Raw genomic sequence first — 16,546 nt, forward strand, 5'->3', positions numbered from 1 at the left:
GGACGCGAAAGGCTGACTGGTGGGCTACTCGAGCCGGACGCCGCCGATCCGCAGCCGGCTACTGCCGCCCTGCCAGAAGTTGAGCCGCAGCGACAGCGACGAGGACGTCCGGTCGACACCCGCCGACTCCATGTCGACCACGACCGCCGAGACCGAGGTGCCGATCGAATCGTCGGTCACGTCGGCGAGCATCCCCGACGCGCCGCCCATGCTGAAGCGAACCTCGGACTCCTCGCCCCCGTTCGCGCCGGCGACCGAGAGAACGAGCGTCGAGTAACCCGACACGTCGCGGTTGATCTGCTCCTGATACCAGCCGCCGTTGTCGTAGTCGAGCACGAGTGCGTCGCCCTCGACCTCGCCGGAACCGTTGGCGAAGCTCCCGGCCCCGCACCACTGGCCCAGATCGTTACGGTTGGCCGACCACGCCGGGTCGCCGTCGTAGTCGTTGACCACGAGGGCGTCGCCCGCGGGTGTGTCAGTCGGCGTATTCGGCGTGTCAGTGGGTGTCGGCGTCGACGTGGGCCCGCTGGGCGTCGGCGTGGCGGTGGGCGTGTCCGTGGGGGTCGGCGTCGGGGTGGGCGTCGCGGTCGGCGTCGCCGTGTCCGTCGAGGTGTCGTCGTCCGTCCCGGTGTCGACCTCGCCGGCCGGCACGTCCTCGTCGCGGTGGGCCGCGAGTTCCTCCCGCCAGAACTCGCCGTAGGGCTTGACCGACCAGTCGTGGTCGAGCATCGCCGGCCGCCACTTGCTGTCGAAACACCAGACCTGCCAGTGGACGTCGTAGTCGGCGAAGAATTCGCGGAACTCCTGGCCCTCGTCGTCGGCGGTCCCGGTGATGTAGTTCGCGCCGTGCTCGCCCCAGCCGAACTCCGTCATGAACACCGGTACCTCCTCGGCCGGCTCCCCGAAGTGCTCGGAGAGCGGCCGGAGGTTCTGGTGACCGTAGACGTGGCCGGTGTAGGCGAGGTTGTCGCCGTCGAACTCGTTTTTCGGTGCCTGGTAGGTCCACTGACTCCACCGGGGCGAGCCGATCAGGACCAGGTTCCGCGGCGCGTGCTCGCGGATGGTGTCGACCCACGGCTGGGCGGCCGCCTTCCAGGTGTTCCACGTCTCGATGGCCTCGTCGTCGGTCGGCGCCACGTCGACGTTGGGCTCGTAGTGGCCCTGATAGGGGTGGATCGGCTCGTTGTACACCTCGAAGAGGACGTTGGAGTCCTCGGCGAACTCCGGGGCCACCGTCTCCCAGAACATCTGCAGCTCCTCGTCGATGCCCTCGCTGTCGTAGGCGTGTGCCTCGTCCTGGCCGCGGTGGCGGTGGTAGTCGACGATGCAGTAGACGTTGTGCTCGGCGCAGGTGTCGACGGCCGGCCGGAGGTGGTTCTGGACGTACGATTCGAGCTGTGACTGGCTGAACCCGGGAACCGGCGGGATACCGCCGGTGTCGTGACCGCCGACGTCGGTGGGCTGGATCGGGAGACGGACGATCCGCGAGTACCACCCCTCCTCGGCGTTCGTCGCCCGCGCGATCGTCTCGTCGGCGTCCGGGCGGAACTCCTTCGCGTTCATCCGTTTGGCGTCGGGGACGTTCACTCCCCGGAGGATCACCTTGTTGTCGCTCGGGTCGCGGATCAGGTTGCCGTCGCGGTGGAGCCACGGAGTCGGGATACCGTCGGCGGCTGCGTTGCCGGTGATGCCCAGCCCGAGCGCCGTCGCGGCGCCCGCGCCCGCGGCCGTCCGCAGGAACGTGCGCCGGGAGACGGCGTCGACCCGGCGGGCGATCCCGTCGGCGTAGCCGTTCGAGGAGTCGCCGCTCGGATCGTCGGTGGATCGCTCGTCCGTCGCTACGTCGGTTCGGTCGGCTGGCGATGCGTCGGTCCGTTCGCTGGTGTGGTCGTGTGACATCTGAGGATGGAGTGAGATTCGCGGTGCAGCGCCGCCGTCAGGGGCGACGACGCCGCGGCCGCGGGCGGGGTCGTGAACCGGTCACGGTCGGTTCGGGAACTGCCGCGGTCGGTTCGGGAGCGACCGGGATCAGTTCGGGACGCGGTAGGTCAGGTCGACGGCGTCGACGATCGGGTCGTTGCGGTCGAGGTTCGTCTCCAGTTCGACGTGCAGCGAGTCGAGCATCGTGTCGACCAGGTCCTGACGTTCGGCGCTGGTCGACCACGCGCTGCCGTCCCGTGGCGTGCCGATCTCCATGGCGACGCTCTGGCCGGGATAGATGGTCCGCATGTGGTACGGTTCGTCGTGGTTGGCCAGCCGGACCGCGTACACCGACAGCTCGTCGTAGTCCGGATGGTTCACCTCGATCACGTCGCGCTGGGGGTGGCCCAGCGACGCGCTCGGGCGGTGGGGGTTGTTCCAGTGACCGTCCGAGAGGTTCGAGGCGTTGCCCGACGGGCCGAGCCACCAGATGACCGCGGCGTCCTGGAAGTAGGGCACCTCGCTGGTGTTCGTGAGCTTGAGGTACTGGTTGATGTAGCTCCCGCCGGTCTCGTGGATGCGGATCTCCGCCTCCATTGGCGCGTTGGCGGTGAAGCCGTCACCGCCCAGCGACTCGCCGGTCGCCGGGTGGACTTTCTCGGCTGCGGCGTCGAGGAGCGGGTTCGTCTCGTCGTTGTAGAACGAATCGGAGATGCTCCCTGAACTCGCCCACTCGCGGCTGTCGTCGTACTGGGGCTGGTCGTGGGCGCGGTCGCGGACGCGGACCTCCATCGGCTGGTAGGTCCGCGCGTCGGTCGGCCAGCGGTCCTGGATCAGCTGGTCGGGGTCGTTGGTGGCCGCGGTCGGCCCCGCGGTCTCGTCCCAGACGACCGACGGCTCGTCGTGGACACCCGGATCCTCCTCCTCGTCGGGCAGCAGCGCCAGCCGCGGCAGCAGCTTCACCGTCGCGTGGGCCGGGAAGTCGTTCTCCGCGAGCTGTTTCACGTACGGTAGCGCCTGCGTGCCGAGCTGGCCGAGCGTCAGCGAACCGTCGCCGACGTTGTCCTCGACGGCGCTCACGTCGTAGTCGAACTCCTCGGCCTTCTCGGTGTCCGTCCACTCCTGGAGCTTCGAGCCCGTCTCGCCGGGCAGGTAGTCCGTGAAGCTGCGCGGCACGTAGTAGGGGTCGTCGAAGCCGTCGTAGAGCTCCGCGACCGTCGTGTCCTCGGTGATCTCCGAGGCCGCCGGCAGCGAGTCGGGCGCGGGCGGTCGCTCGGGGAACGGCACGTCCCACGTGCTCCCGCCGTCGTCCGGCGCGTCGGTGGGCGTGTCGTCGTCGGGCGTATCCGTCGGCGTGTCGTCGTCGGGCGTATCCGTCGGCGTCGGCGTGTCGTCGTCGGGCGTATCCGTCGGTGTCGACGTCGGCGTCGGCGTCGCCGTCGCGGTCGACGGCGGCGCCTCGCCGTCGCTCGTGAACGCGATCCGGTCGATCTCGACGGCGCCGGAGGCGCCCTGCCAGAAGTTGAACCGCACGGCCTTCGGGTTCTCCGGGTCGCTGCCGACCGCCGAGAGGTCGACCGACACCGTCGACCACTCCGTGCCGATGGTGTCGTCGGTGAGGTTCCCAAGCAGGTCCCTCGCGCCACCCACGTCGACCAGGAAGTCGCTCTCCTCGCCGCCGGCGTCCCCCCGGACTCGCATCGTCAGCTGGCCGTGGTCGGCGACCGACTGGCGGACGTTGCTCGCGAACCAGCCAGCGTTGTCGTACTCCAGTCGGAGCGCGCCGTCGGCGACCTCCCCACTGCCGTCGCCGTTGGCGAAACTGCCCGCGCCGGCCCAGTTACCCAGGTCGTTCGACCCAGGATAGGCACCCCCATCGAAGTCGTGGACGACCAGCGCGGACTCCTGACCCAGTGCCGTCGACACCAGACCCAGGCTTCCGAATGCGATACCCCCCTTCAGTACGGTTCGTCTATCTACCATTGCAAAATACACATACGTACTATAGTTATTAAATTTAACGGATTGAAAAATAATTTTTGCAGAATCCTAACTCTACCGGGATCGGAACGAACCCCGTGGCGTGCGGACCGCACCACGCGGCACGGTCCGGAACGGGCGTGGTCGGGGCAGGAACCCCGGGGAAGGGGAATCGTGGCGGAGCGGTCGGGCCCTACTCCAGTCGCACCTCCTCGATCGTCAGTGTGCTACTGGCGCCCTGCCAGAAGTTGAACCGGACCGACGGCGACGAGCGGTCGATCCCGGCCGCTTCCATGTCGACGCGAACGTCCCCCATGCTGGTGCCGACGGAGTCGTCGGTGACGTTCGAGAGCATGGTCCGCACCCCGCCCATGTCGAACAGCACTTCCGACTCCTCGCCGCCGTTCGCGCCGCGCAGCCGGAGGACGAGCGTGTCGTAGTCGCTCACGTCGCGGTTGATCTGCGTCTGGTACCAGCCGCCGTTGTCGTACGCCAGCACCAGCGCGCCGTCCGTCTCCTCGCCGCCGCCGTTCTCGAACGACCCGGCCCCGCACCACTGCCCGAGGTCGTTCCGATGGGACGACCAGCCGGGGTCACCGTCGTAGTCGTCGACGACCAGCGCGTCGGCCGCAGGCGTGTTCGTCGGCGTATCGGTCGGCGTGTTCGGTTCGTCCGTCGGCGTGGGCGTACTCGGCTCGTCGGTCGGCGTGTTCGGTTCGTCCGTCGGCGTGGGCGTCTGGGTCCCGCCGTCGCCGAGCTTGCTGTAGACGACCGAGAAGTAGTCGCTCGTCGCGTAGCTGTCGGCCGAACAGTCGTCGCCCCAGTAGGGGTCGGCCATGTTCATCGGGTCCGCCGACCCGTCGCCGTTCCAGGCCCAGCCGACGACCGGCCAGCCCAGCTCGCTCGCGTAGTCGACGATAGCCGACCAGTCGGCGCCCGTCGAGTTCGCGTAGTTGCCGAACTCGCCGATCATGCAGGGGTAGCTCGTCTCGTCGAGCACGTCCAGATCCTCGGGGACGAGGTTCTGGCCTGTCGTCGCGTTCCACGCGCTGGGGTAGACGTGCGCCGAGAGGATCAGGTCGTCGTCGTCGATCGCCTCGACGGCGTCGGCCAGCCGGTAGGTGCCCTGGCCCCAGCCGGGCGCGTCGCAGACGATCGGCCCCGAGTAGCTCGTCTCCGAGCGGACGGTGTCGATCGCCTCGTCGTACGCGGCGGCGTACTCGTCGGCGGTCACCCGATGGTTCCCCCACTCGTTCATCATGTTGACCGTGATGTCGGTGTCGGCCGAAAGCGTCTCGTAGTGCTCCGCCCAGAACTCCGCAGCGTTCTGCAGCGCCGCGGCGCTGGCCGACCCGTTGTCGGGGTAATGGTGGTACGTAGCGATCACGTTCAGGCCGTGGGCGGCGGCCTCGTCGATCCAGCGCTTGGCGTCCTCGACGGTCGTCGCGACCTCGTTGAACGAGAACGGCTCGATCTCGATCCGGACCGTCTCGATGTCCGGATACTCGCGCATCAGGTCGTAGCCCAGGTCCTGGTCGCCGTCGCAGAAGTACGAGGGCTGGAGGTTGACGCCGTCGCCGAAGGAGGCGCCGGCCGCCGTCGTCACCGCCGCGCCGAGCGTGCCGGCCGCGCCCAGCGCGACGCCGCCGCCGAGCCCGCGCAGGACCGTCCGTCGCCGCGGGCCGCCGGTCCCGCCGTCGCTCGAAGCGTCGCCGCTCCCGCCGACCGGGCCGCGACCGTCCCCGCGGTCGCGTCGCTGTTCGCCGTCCTGTGCCTGCCGTGGTGGGTCGTCGGAATGCATGGTCGTGTCTCGTCTGGAGTCGTGTCTCGCGGGCTGTCACCGGACGGGTGCGGTGAGATACGGCCGGAGACACACCGTCCCGGCCGCCGGTCGCGGCCGTCAGGAGACGGTGATCTCCACCGTGTCGGTGGTCGAGGCGCCTTCGTTGTTCGTCGCGGTCAGTTCGACCGTGTAGGTCCCCGCCGAGTCGTAGGTCGTCTCGGCGTACCAGCCGCTTCCCGACTCGCCGTTGCCCAGACTCCAGGACAGCGAGCCGATCCAGCTGCCCGAGTCGGTGGTGTCCGTGACGCGGAAACTGACCCGGTCGCCGACCGACGCCGAGGTCGCGCTCGGGTCGATCTCCGCGATCAGGTCGCCACTGCTACCCGAGTCGCCATCGGAGCCGTCCGAACCGTCCGAACCGTCCGAACCGTCCGAGCCGTCGTCGCTACCGCCTCCGCCGGAGCCGCCGATGGTGATGCGGTCGATCTCGACGGCACCGGAGGCGCCCTGCCAGAAGTTCAGGCGGACGGACTGGGGGTTCTCCAGATCGGCGCCCATCGCTTCGAGGTCGACCGTCACGGTCGACCACTCGGTCCCGATCGTGTCGTCGGTGACGTTCGCGAGCAGGTCGCTCGCGCCGCCGACCTGAACGGTGAAGTCGCTCTCCTCGCCGCCCGAGTCGCCCCGGACGCGGAGGTGTAGCGTCGGCCGGTCGGCGACCGACTGGCTCACGTTGCTGCCGAACCAGCCGGCGTTGTCGTACGCCAGCCGCAGCGCGCCGTCGGTGACCTCCCCGCTGCCGTCGCCGTTGGCGAAGCTCCCGCCGTCGGCCCAGTTGCCCAGGTCGTTCGAGCCGGGATACGCACTCCCGTCGAACTCGTGGACGACCAGCCCGTCGCCGGCCGGTTCGTCGCTCGGCGTATCCGGCTCGCCGCCAGGGCCGCTGTCGACCGACAGCGCCAGGTCGAACGCCTCGCTCGTCGGCTCGTCGCCCGGCGAGAGGTAGCCCCCGGCGAAGCCCGTGTAGACGGTGTCGCCGGCCAGCCCCACGTCGAAGGAGGCGACCACGTCGCCGTCGTTACCGGCGGTGTCGCCGCGCACCTGCAGGGTGTAGTTACCCGCGGGCACTTCGACGTAGCCCGCCTGTCCGAAGCTCACGCCGTCGAACAGCGTCGACCCCGACGCGGTCGTCACGTCCACCGCCGGCGCGTCCGGCGAGGCGTGGAGCAGGCGGAGCCGTGCCGTGTCCTCACCGATGTCGCTGTTGTCGTCTTCCAGCACGAGCGGGCGGAACTCCGTGTCCGCGTCGAGTTCGCCCACCGCGGCGACCGTGTAGTCGCTACCGTCCGCGACGGTCACGTCGCCTTCGAAGACCGAATTGCTCGCGTCGCCGGCGGCCGTGATCTCCACGGTGTGAGTCCCGGCCGACACTTCCAGGTAGTCGCTGACCGCCCGGAAGGGCACGTCCGTGAGAACCGCCGTTCCGTCGACGTACACGTCCACGTTCGGCGCGTCCGGCGAGAAGTGCGCGACACGGAGGTTCGCGCTCCCCGAGGGTTCGGTCGTGCTCTCGTCGGTCGTCGCGGTGACCGTCGCGGCGTCGGACTCGTTGCCCGCGCCGTCGACCGCCGTGACGCCGATCGTGTAGCTCGTCTCCGCGGAGAGACCCTCGACCGTCGCGGTCGTCATCCCCGCACCGACGGTCGCGTCCTCGCTGCCGTCGACCCAGACGACGTACTCCGAGAGGCCGGCGGATCCGTTGTCGGAGACGCCGTCCCAGGTGACCGTGACCGTCGAATCGGTCGTCGCCGACACCGAGAGGGCCTCCGGCACCGAGGGGGGCTGCGTGTCGCCCGTATCGCCGCCACCGTCGCCTTCGACCGTGACGGTGACCGTCGTCGTGCCCGACGCGTCGGAGACCGAGACCGTCTCGGTCGTCTCGGCGCTGTCGGTGCCGACCGTGATCTCGTGGTCGCCGAGGAAGGCGCTGGTCGCGTACGCGCCCGAGTCGTCGGTGGTCCCGGAGTCGTCGGTCCACCACTCGTCGTAGACCAGCCCAGTCCACACGTCGTAGGCCGGTTTCTGCGACCAGTCCTGGTAGAACAGCGGCGCCTCGTTCTCCCAGTGGCGGCCGTCCCAGAAGCCCCACATGATGAAATCGTCACATCCAGGGTGGGAGAACGCGCCGCGCAGGTAGTTCTCGAGCATCTGGGCGCGCTCCTCGTCGGAGTTCCAGTCGCTGCCGTTGTACGTGTCGAACTCCGTGATCTTCAGCCGCGCGCCGTGGTCGGCCCACGTGTTCATCTCGTCGGCGACCTGACCCGCGTCGATGCGCCCGTCCGGACTGGAGTTGCTGTTGTACTCGCCCGTGCGGGCGGCGACGTGGGCCTGCAGCCCGACCGTGTCGAGCTGGACCGCGTTGCTGTTGATGTGGTCGATCTCCGACTCGTAGCGGCTGTCCGTGTAGCTGTAGGGGAACTGGTTGAAGTCGTTGAGCGCGATCCCCAGGTCGAGGTCGTTCTCGTCGATGACCGACGCGGCCTTGTCGTACCAGTCGGCCAGCAGCTGGGAGGTCCACGGAACGACCTCGCCCGTCCAGGGCTCCTCGGTGTCGATCTGGTCGCCGTAGACGCCGATCTGCATCTGGTAGACGTGCATCGCCTCGTTGACGACCTCCCACTCGGTCATGTCCTCGCCGTAGTGGGTGATGATCTCCTCGATGTGGGCCATCGAGCGCTCGCGGATCGTCTCGGCGTCGTTGTTGTCGATGGCCGTGTTGATGTCCGAGGGGATGGCCGCCACGTCCTCGCGGCCCCACAGGCAGACGTGCCCCCGCATGTCCAGCCCCTGGTCGAGGACCCAGTCGGTCGCCTCGTCGGCCAGCGCCTGCTCGTTCTCCCAGAAGTCCCACTTGTGGCGGTTCTCCATCACCGCCTTGTTGAACAGCTCCGGGATGTACTGGCGATAGTTGTCGCCTTCACTAGACTGGTTGATCAGCGTGTTGGCGTTGACCGCCGTCCCGAAACCGAACTCGTGTTCCTGCTGGGAGATCGAGACTTCGGCCCCCGAGACCACCGAGCCGTCGGGGTTCTCGACGACCACTTCGAGGTCGCCGGTCCGGTGCTCCTGGATGCGCTCGTCGACCGTCTTGGCGGTGTCGGCCGTCTCCGCGGCCGCCGTCCCGCTGGCCGCGCTTCCGAGACCCGCCATGGCCGCCGCGGCCAGCGACGCCTTCAGGTAGTCCCGCCGGTCCATCGACGCGAACGCCGCCGCGGCGTCGTCGTCGACGACCTCGGGCTCGGCGGCGTCGGTCGCCCCGGCCTCGAGGTCGGTTCCGTCGGCCGCCTCGGCCGCCGGCAGGTCTGTCCGATCGGTCTGTGCTCGCTCGTGTGTGTCGTCGTTCGTCATAGATTCCGTGTGTGTCTCGTGTTGGTTCGCGCGCTATTCGAGCCGAATCTCCTCGATAGTGAGGACGCTGCTACCGCCCTGCCAGAAGTTCAACCGCACCGAAAGTCCCCCCACAGAGCGGTCGATACCCGCTGACTCCATGTCGACGCGCACCGCGCTCGTACTCGTCCCGACGACGTCGTCGGTGACGTCGGCGAGCATCGTCCGTACCCCGCCCATGTCGAACAGGACTTCGGACTCCTCGCCCCCGTTCGTACCGCTGACCTCGAACACCAGCGTCGAGTACTCCTCGATGGACTGGTTGATCTGCTCCTGGAACCAGCCGCCGTTGTCGTACTCCAGGACGAGCGCGCCGTCTTCGACCGCGCCGCCGCCGTTCTCGAAGCTCCCGGCGCCACACCACTGGCCCAGGTCGTTGCGGTGGCTCGCCCAGCCGGGATCGCCGTCGTAGTCGTCGACCACCAGCGCGTCGGCTGGCGTCTCGCCGTCGCCGCCGTCGGCGGCGGCCGTCGTCGCCGCGACCGTCGCGGCGTCGGACTCGTTGCCTGCACCGTCGACCGCCGTGACCGCGATCTCGTAGCTGGTGTCCGCCGAGAGTCCCTCGACCGTCGTCGACGTGGTGTCCGCGTCGACCGACTCGGCTTCGCTGCCGTCGACGGAGACAGCGTACCGGTCGAGGCCGCTTCCGCCCGAGTCGGTCGACACGTCCCACGACACCTCGACCGTCGCGGTCGTCGCGGTCGTCACCGAGAGGTTCGCCGGCACCGACGGTGCGTCAGTGTCACCGTCGTCGCGGGCCGCGGTCGTCGCCGTCACGGTCGCGGCCGCGGACACGTTGCCCGCGCCGTCGACCGCCGCGACGCCGATCTCGTACGAACTACCAGCCGACAGCTCCTCGACCGTCGCGGTCGTCATCCCGGCGCCGACCGTCTGGTCTCGACCGCCGTTCACGGAGACGACGTACCCGTCGAGTCCCGACGAACCGTTGTCTGAGGCGTCGTCCCAGGTGACCGTGACCGTCGAATCGGTCGTCGCCGACACCGAGAGGGCCTCCGGCACCGAGGGGGGCTGCGTGTCGCCCGTCCCGCCACCGTCGCCTTCGACCGTGACGGTGACCGTCGTCGTGCCCGACGCGTCGGAGACCGAGACCGTCTCGGTCGTCTCGGCGCTGTCGGTGCCGACCGTGATCTCGTGGTCGCCGAGGAAGGCGCTGGTCGCGTACGCGCCCGAGTCGTCGGTGGTCCCGGAGTCGTCGGTCCACCACTCGTCGTAGACCAGCCCGGTCCACACGTCGTAGGCCGGTTTCTGCGACCAGTCCTGGTAGAACAGCGGCGCCTCGTTCTCCCAGTGGTCGCCGTCCCAGAAGCCCCAGACGACGAAGGCGTCGACGCCCGGGTGGGAGAACGCGCCGCGCAGGTAGTTCTCCGTCACGTCGGCGCGCTCCTCGTCGGAGTTCCAGTCGTCGCCGTTGTACGTGTCGAACTCCGTGATCTTCACGCGTGCGCCGTGGTCGGCCCACGTGTTGATCTCGGATACCACCTGGTCGACGTCGATGCGCCCGTCCGGGTCGCTGTTCGTGTCGAACTCGCCCTCCCGAGCGGCGATATGTGCCTGCAGGCCGACCGTGTCGACCTGCGCCCCGTTTTCGTTGATGTGGTCGATCTGCGACTCGTAGCGATTGTCCGTGTAGCTGTAAGGGAACTGGTTGAAGTCGTTGACCGCGATGCCGACGTCGAGGTCGTTCTCGTCGATGACCGAGGCCGCCTCGTCGTACCAGTCGGCCAGCAGCTGGGAGGTCCACGGAACGACCTCACCGTTCCAGGGCTCCTCGGTGTCGATCTGGTCGCCGTAGACGCCGAGCTGGAGCTGGTAGACGTGCATCGCCTCGTTGACGACGTCCCAGTCGGTGATGTCGTCGCCGTAGTGGGTGATGATCTCCTCGATGTGGGCCATCGAGCGCTCGCGGATCGTCTCGGCGTCGCGTTCCTCGATGGCTGTCTGGATATCCGAGGGGATCGCCGCCACGTCCTCGCGGCCCCACAGGCAGACGTGTCCCCGCATGTCCAGCCCCTGGTCGAGCAACCAGTTCGTCGCCTCGTCGGCGGTCTGGCGGTTGTTCTCCCAGAACCGCCACTTGTGGTGGTTCCCGAGCACCGCCGTGTTGAACAGCTCCGGGATGTACTCGCGGTAGTTGTCGCCCTCGCTGGACTGGTCGACGAGCCTGTCGGCGTTGACCGCCGTCCCGAAACCGAACTCGTGTTCTTGCTGGGAAACCGATACTTCCGCACCGGAGACCGCCGAGCCGTCGGGGTTCTCGACGACCACTTCGAGGTCGCCGGTCCGGTGCTCCTGGATGCGCTCGTCGACCGTCTTGGCGGTGTCGGCCGTCTCCGCGGCCGCCGTCCCGCTGGCCGCGCCGCCGAGCCCCGCCGCGGCCGCCGCGGCCAGCGACGCTTTCAGGTAGTCCCGCCGGTCCATCGACGCCGGTACCTCGGCGGCGTCGTCGGAGCGGTCCGGACGCCCGGCGCCCGTCTCGACGCTTCCGCTGTCGGCCGGCGCCGTCGTCGATTCGATGTCGTTCGTGTCGTCGTTTGGCATGGATGTAGATGTCGTCGCGCGTCGTTCGCTACTCGAGCCGGATCTCCTCGATGGTCAGCGTGCTACTGCCGCCCTGCCAGAAGTTCAACCGCACCGACGGCGACGAGCGGTCGATGCCCGTCGACTCCATGTCGACGCGCACCGCGCTCGTACTCGTCCCGACCGAGTCGTCGGTGACGTCGGCGAGCATCGTCCGTACCCCGCCCATGTCGAACAGGACTTCGGACTCCTCGCCCCCGTTCGCGCCGCTGACCTCGAACACCAGCGTGTCGTAGTCGCTCACGTCCCGGTTGATCTGGCTCTGGAACCAGCCGCCGTCGTCGTACTCCAGGACGAGCGCGCCGCCGGTCTCCTCGCCGCCGCCGTTGGCGAAGCTGCCGGCCCCACACCACTGGTCCAGGTCGTTGCGATGACTCGGCCAGCCCGGGTCGCCGTCGTAGTCGTCGACCACCAGCGCGTCGGCGGGCGTCTCGCCGTCGCTGCCGTCGTCTTCGCTCCCGTCGTCGTCACTCGCCGCGGTCGTCGCGGTCACGGTCGCCGCCGCGGACTCGTTGCCCGCGCCGTCGACCGCCGTGACCGCGAGGTCGTAGGCGGTCTCGATCGAGAGCCCCTGGACCGTCGCAGCCGTGGTGTCCGCGGGGACCGTCTGTTCGTCGCTGCCGTCGAGGGAAACGACGTAGTGGTCGACGCCGCTCCCGCCCGGATCGGTCGACGCGTCCCACGAGAGAGCGACCGTCGAGGTGGTCGTGTCCGTCACCGAGAGGTTCGGGGGCGCCGAGGGGGCGGTCGCGTCGCCGTCGCTCTCGTCGGTCGTCGCCGCGACGGTCACCGTCGGGGATGCGTTGCCCGCAGCGTCGACCGCGCTGGCGCCGATCTCGTAGGAACTGTCGGCGGCGAGACCGTCGACAGTGGCGGTCGTGGTGCCGGCCGGGACCGTCCCGTCCTCGCTGCCGTCGAGGGAAACGACGTAGTGGTCGACGCCGCTACCGTCGTCGGTGGCGGCGTCCCACGACACCGAGACGGAGGCGCTCGTGGTGTCCGTCACGGAGAGGTTCGCGGGTGCAGAGGGCGCGGTCGTGTCGGCGGCGGCGTCGGTCGTCGCCGAGGCGCTCGTCATCGCCGACTCGTTGCCCGCGCCGTCGACCGCCGAGACCGCGACCGAGTACCTCGTCTCCGCCGACAGATCCTCGACCGTCGCCGAGGTGGTGCCCGCGGGGACGGTCCGGACCTCGCTGCCGTCGACGTGGACGGCGTAGCTATCGAGGCCGCTCCCGCCGGTGTCGGTGACGCCGTCCCACTCGACCGAGATCGAGGAGCTCGACCGCCCGGTCACCGAGAGGTCGGCGGGCGCCGGCGGGGCGGTGGTGTCGCCGCTCCCGCTGGACTCACCGAACTCGATCCAGTCGAAGTTCCAGGCGCCCGAGTCGGCGGTGACACGGACCACGTGTTCGCCCTCGGGAAGGTCGAGGTCGCCGACGCGGATCGCCTGCCAGTTCGACCAGCCGCCGGTCTGCCACACGTCCTGCGTGGCGAGCGTCTCGCCGTCGACGGAGATCCGGAGCGTCCCGCCGCCCCCGGACCCGGCGGAGACGTTGACCCGCGTCGTGCGTGTGCCCGCCGACTCGACCTGAACCGTGTACTCCAGCCACTCGCCGGTCGAGATATACCCGACGTTGTAGCCGGACTCCGCCGACGTACCGATGTCGACGGCGGTGTCGCGGTAGGTCGCTCCGCCCTGGTTGGCGGCGCTGGTGTCGGTGTAGCTGATCCCCTGGCCGCCCTCGTCGAAGTCCTCGGCCTGGACGCGGCCGGGTAGCGTGTGGGGGCCGTCGTACGGCGACTGCTGGGCGTCCCGTGCGATGGTCTCGGCGACCACCGTCGCCGGGTCGGACTCGTTGCCGACATCGTCCTCGGCGGTGACGGCGAACTCGTAGGTGGTGCCCGGCGAGAGCCCACTGACCGTCGTCTCGGTCGCGCCGGCCAGCGCCTCGTGGACACGCTCGCCATCGAGATAGACGGTGTAATGAGAGAGGCCGGCCTCGCCCTCGTCGGTCACGCCGTCCCACGAGAGGTCGACGCTGATCTCGGTAGCGTTGGAGACCGTCGGATTCGGCGGTGCGGGTGGCGCCGTCGAGTCGTCGACGGCACTCGCCGGAACGCTGTCGGTCTTCGTCTCGTCGAGCCAGCCTTTGATATACCCCCCCATCTGGTCGTCGCCGTCCTTGAGCGTCCACGTCGAGGCGGCGCCCTCGCCGGGCGAGTCGAAGAAGGTCGGCGCCCACGAGTCGTCGAAACACCAGGATATCCAGCCCATGTTGGCGTAGTCCTCCGCCCACTGGCGGAACGGCTCCCCCCAGCCGGAGGTGGTCCCCTGGTCGACGCTGCCGCCCGCCGGGTCCCAGCCGAACTCGGTGACGACGACCGGTACGTCGTCGGCCGGCTCGCCGTAGTACTGGTCGAACTCCGAGGGCGCGCCGTTGGCCGGGTAGATGTGCGCCGCGTAGATCAGGTTCTCCCCCTCGAAGGGGTACTCCGGGGCCATGTGGGTCACGGAAGTCCATCGCGGCGAGCCGACGATGATCGGCGTCTCCGGGGCGTGTTCGCGGACGAGGTCGACCCACGGCTGGGCGGCGTCGCGCCAGGTCTGCCAGGCGCCCTCGTCGTCGCCGTACATCGCCGGCTGAGTCGGCTCGTTGAACAGCTCGTAGATGACGTGCTCGTCGTCGGCGAACTCCGGCGCGACCGCGTTCCAGAACGTCCGCATCACGTCGTCGATCGGGTCGAGCGTGTCCTCGTTCTCGCTGTTGTACGTCTCCGTCGCTCCCTGCGTGTACGGGCGGATGAGGTGGAAATCGACCAGCGCGTACACGTCGCGGGAGGCGAGGATGTCGACCGCGGGCCGGACGAACTCGGAGACGACGGTCTCGATCCCGAACTCGTTCACGCTATCCTGCGTGATCGGCAGCCGGACCACGTTCGGGTGCCAGCCCCGGTCGGTGTCGGTCGCCCACCGCAGCACCTCCTCGAAGGACTTGGGGTGATACTGACGGTAGAAGCCGGGGTCGGCCGTCGCCATCCCGCGTAGCTGTACCTCGTTGCCCTGCGGGTCGCGGATCCACTTGCCGTCGGTGTGCAGCCGCGGCGTCGGTACGCCGGCGCTCGCACGCCCGGACAGGAGCGTCCCGCCGGCCGCCGCCGCGCCGATGGTCTTCAGCGCCGTCCGCCGCGTCGCCGTCGCGGCGCCGCCTCCCGAGCGGCCGTCGCCGGATCGGCCCACGGAGACCTCGCGTCGACCGGCGTCGGTCTCGGCGTAGTCGTCGCTCATCGTGATTACTCCAGACGGATCCCCTCGATCGTCAGTGTGCTACTGCCGCCCTGCCAGAAGTTGAACCGGAGCGACGGCGACGAACGGTCGACCCCGGCCGCGTCCAGGTCGACACGGACTTCCGACGTGCTCGTCCCGATCGAGTCGTCGGTGACGTCGGCGAGCGTGGTCCGCACCCCGCCCATGTCGAACAGGAATTCGGACTCCTCGCCACCGCTGGCGCCGCTGACTTCCAACACGAGGTCGCTGTAGTCGCTCACCGACCGGTTGATCTGCTCCTGGAACCAGCCGCCGTTGTCGTACTCCAGCACGAGCGCGCCGTCTTCGACCGCGCCGCCGCCGTTCTCGAAGCTCCCGGCGCCACACCACTGGCCCAGGTCGTTGCGGTTGGCCGACCACGCGGGGTCACCGTCGTAGTCGTTGACCACGAGCGCGTCGGCCGGCGGCTCGCTGCCACCGCCGCTCCCGGGGTCCTCGGTGGGCGTGTCCGTCGGCGTATCCGTGGGCGTGTCCGTCGGCGTGTCGGTGGGCGTGTCCGTCGGCGTGTCGGTGGGCGTGTCCGTCGGCGTGTCGGTTGGCGTGTCCGTCGGCGTGTCGGTGTCGCCGCCGTTGTCGGCGGACTCGCCGGAACCGCTGGCGTACGTCGTCCCGTTGACGGTCACGTCGAAGGTCTCGTAGGTCGTCTGGCCGGTCGAGCCCGCCCAGTACTCGTTACCGAGTTCGATACCCGACAGCCACAGGTCCTCGCTGACCCCCTGTTCGTCGGTCATGTAATCGACGATCGGCTTCAGGTCGACCTTTCCGCCGTCGTGGCCGCCCTGGATGCGGAAGATGTAGAAGTCCGCGTTGGTGCCGCCGCCGGCGTAGTTGGCCCAGAGGTCGACGGTGTTGCCGTACCGGTCGGTCCAGATCGCCTCTTCGATGAGCTGGCCGTGGCTGTGCTGGTCGTTCCAGTCCAGCAGGAGCATGATCTCGTAGCGGTGCGTCGCGGTCTCCTGGCTGACGGGCTGGTCCATCAACCACCACTCCTCGGCCCAGTCCCACTCGCCGCCGGACTCCTCGTAGTCGGCCTCGACGTCGATCACCAGTTCGTCGACGTTCCGCCGGCGCACCGGGAAGTCGGCGACGCCGGTGTCCGAGCCCCACGGCTTGGTGCCGACGAGCACCTGCGGGTAGTTGATCCCGCCGCCGGTGCCCGAAGCGTCGAAGTCGTAGCCGTAGCTGCCGTCCTCGTTGAGCCAGATACACTGGTCGGCGGCGTCGTTGCCCCAGCGGTTGTCCACCAGCGAGAACCCCTCGGCCACCTCGATGGTGCCGTAGTCGGAGTTGCAGACCTCCTCGACCTTCGCCGCCGAGGCCCGGTCGCCCAGGCCGACGGCGAGGCCGCCGGCACCGAGCGCCGCGCCCGCCTTGAGGACGCTTCGTCTGCTGGCGCTGCCGGATCGCGGGGTCGCCGTGCGTTCGTCGCTCGATTCGGTCGTGTCGTCGTCCGTGTGGTCGTCTCGTGTCATGTGTAGTCTCTCCGGTCCCGT

General features: G+C 69.2%; 7 protein-coding genes. All 7 read right to left on the minus strand.

What is annotated here, in order from left to right:
- Nucleotides 1-24: 24 nt before the first annotated feature.
- The 7 genes from I7X12_RS06415 to I7X12_RS06450 all read right to left on the minus strand — a co-directional run bounded on the left by I7X12_RS06415 (nucleotide 25) and on the right by I7X12_RS06450 (nucleotide 16,525).
- Nucleotides 25-1,899, minus strand: coding sequence for a glycoside hydrolase family 5 protein (locus tag I7X12_RS06415; RefSeq protein ID WP_198063022.1), 1,875 nt, complete (start codon nucleotides 1,897-1,899; stop codon nucleotides 25-27).
- 129 nt (nucleotides 1,900-2,028) lie between these two features.
- Nucleotides 2,029-3,903 carry a hypothetical protein gene (locus I7X12_RS06420; protein ID WP_198063023.1) on the minus strand — a complete coding sequence of 625 codons (1,875 nt, stop codon included), beginning with the start codon at nucleotides 3,901-3,903 and terminating at the stop codon, nucleotides 2,029-2,031.
- Nucleotides 3,904-4,093: 190 nt separating this feature from the next.
- A complete protein-coding gene (locus I7X12_RS06425) occupies nucleotides 4,094-5,701 on the minus strand; it encodes a cellulase family glycosylhydrolase (protein WP_198063024.1) in 1,608 nt (535 codons plus the stop codon).
- A gap of 99 nt (nucleotides 5,702-5,800) precedes the next feature.
- On the minus strand, nucleotides 5,801-9,091 hold the full coding sequence (locus tag I7X12_RS20570; RefSeq protein ID WP_232343083.1) for a DUF4397 domain-containing protein: 3,291 nt from the start codon (nucleotides 9,089-9,091) through the stop codon (nucleotides 5,801-5,803).
- Between the two features lie 33 nt (nucleotides 9,092-9,124).
- Entirely contained in the window at nucleotides 9,125-11,689 is a 2,565-nt protein-coding gene (locus tag I7X12_RS06440; RefSeq protein WP_198063025.1) for an endo-1,4-beta-xylanase, read from the minus strand.
- Between the two features lie 28 nt (nucleotides 11,690-11,717).
- A complete protein-coding gene (locus I7X12_RS06445; protein WP_198063026.1) occupies nucleotides 11,718-15,014 on the minus strand; it encodes a fibronectin type III domain-containing protein in 3,297 nt (1,098 codons plus the stop codon).
- Nucleotides 15,015-15,019: 5 nt separating this feature from the next.
- Nucleotides 15,020-16,525, minus strand: coding sequence for a GH12 family glycosyl hydrolase domain-containing protein (locus I7X12_RS06450; protein WP_198063027.1), 1,506 nt, complete (start codon nucleotides 16,523-16,525; stop codon nucleotides 15,020-15,022).
- Nucleotides 16,526-16,546 lie beyond the last annotated feature (21 nt).

It is taken from the genome of Halosimplex litoreum, assembly GCF_016065055.1.
GTDB lineage: Archaea > Halobacteriota > Halobacteria > Halobacteriales > Haloarculaceae > Halosimplex > Halosimplex litoreum.

Bases quoted from the DNA above. Each gene is read 5' to 3' on its own strand.
- I7X12_RS06445 (WP_198063026.1), bottom strand. From the start codon at position 15,014: ATGAGCGACGACTACGCCGAGACCGACGCCGGTCGACGCGAGGTCTCC.
- I7X12_RS06440 (WP_198063025.1), bottom strand. From the start codon at position 11,689: ATGCCAAACGACGACACGAACGACATCGAATCGACGACGGCGCCGGCC.
- I7X12_RS06420 (WP_198063023.1), bottom strand. From the start codon at position 3,903: ATGGTAGATAGACGAACCGTACTGAAGGGGGGTATCGCATTCGGAAGC.
- I7X12_RS20570 (WP_232343083.1), bottom strand. From the start codon at position 9,091: ATGACGAACGACGACACACACGAGCGAGCACAGACCGATCGGACAGAC.
- I7X12_RS06415 (WP_198063022.1), bottom strand. From the start codon at position 1,899: ATGTCACACGACCACACCAGCGAACGGACCGACGCATCGCCAGCCGAC.
- I7X12_RS06450 (WP_198063027.1), bottom strand. From the start codon at position 16,525: ATGACACGAGACGACCACACGGACGACGACACGACCGAATCGAGCGAC.
- I7X12_RS06425 (WP_198063024.1), bottom strand. From the start codon at position 5,701: ATGCATTCCGACGACCCACCACGGCAGGCACAGGACGGCGAACAGCGA.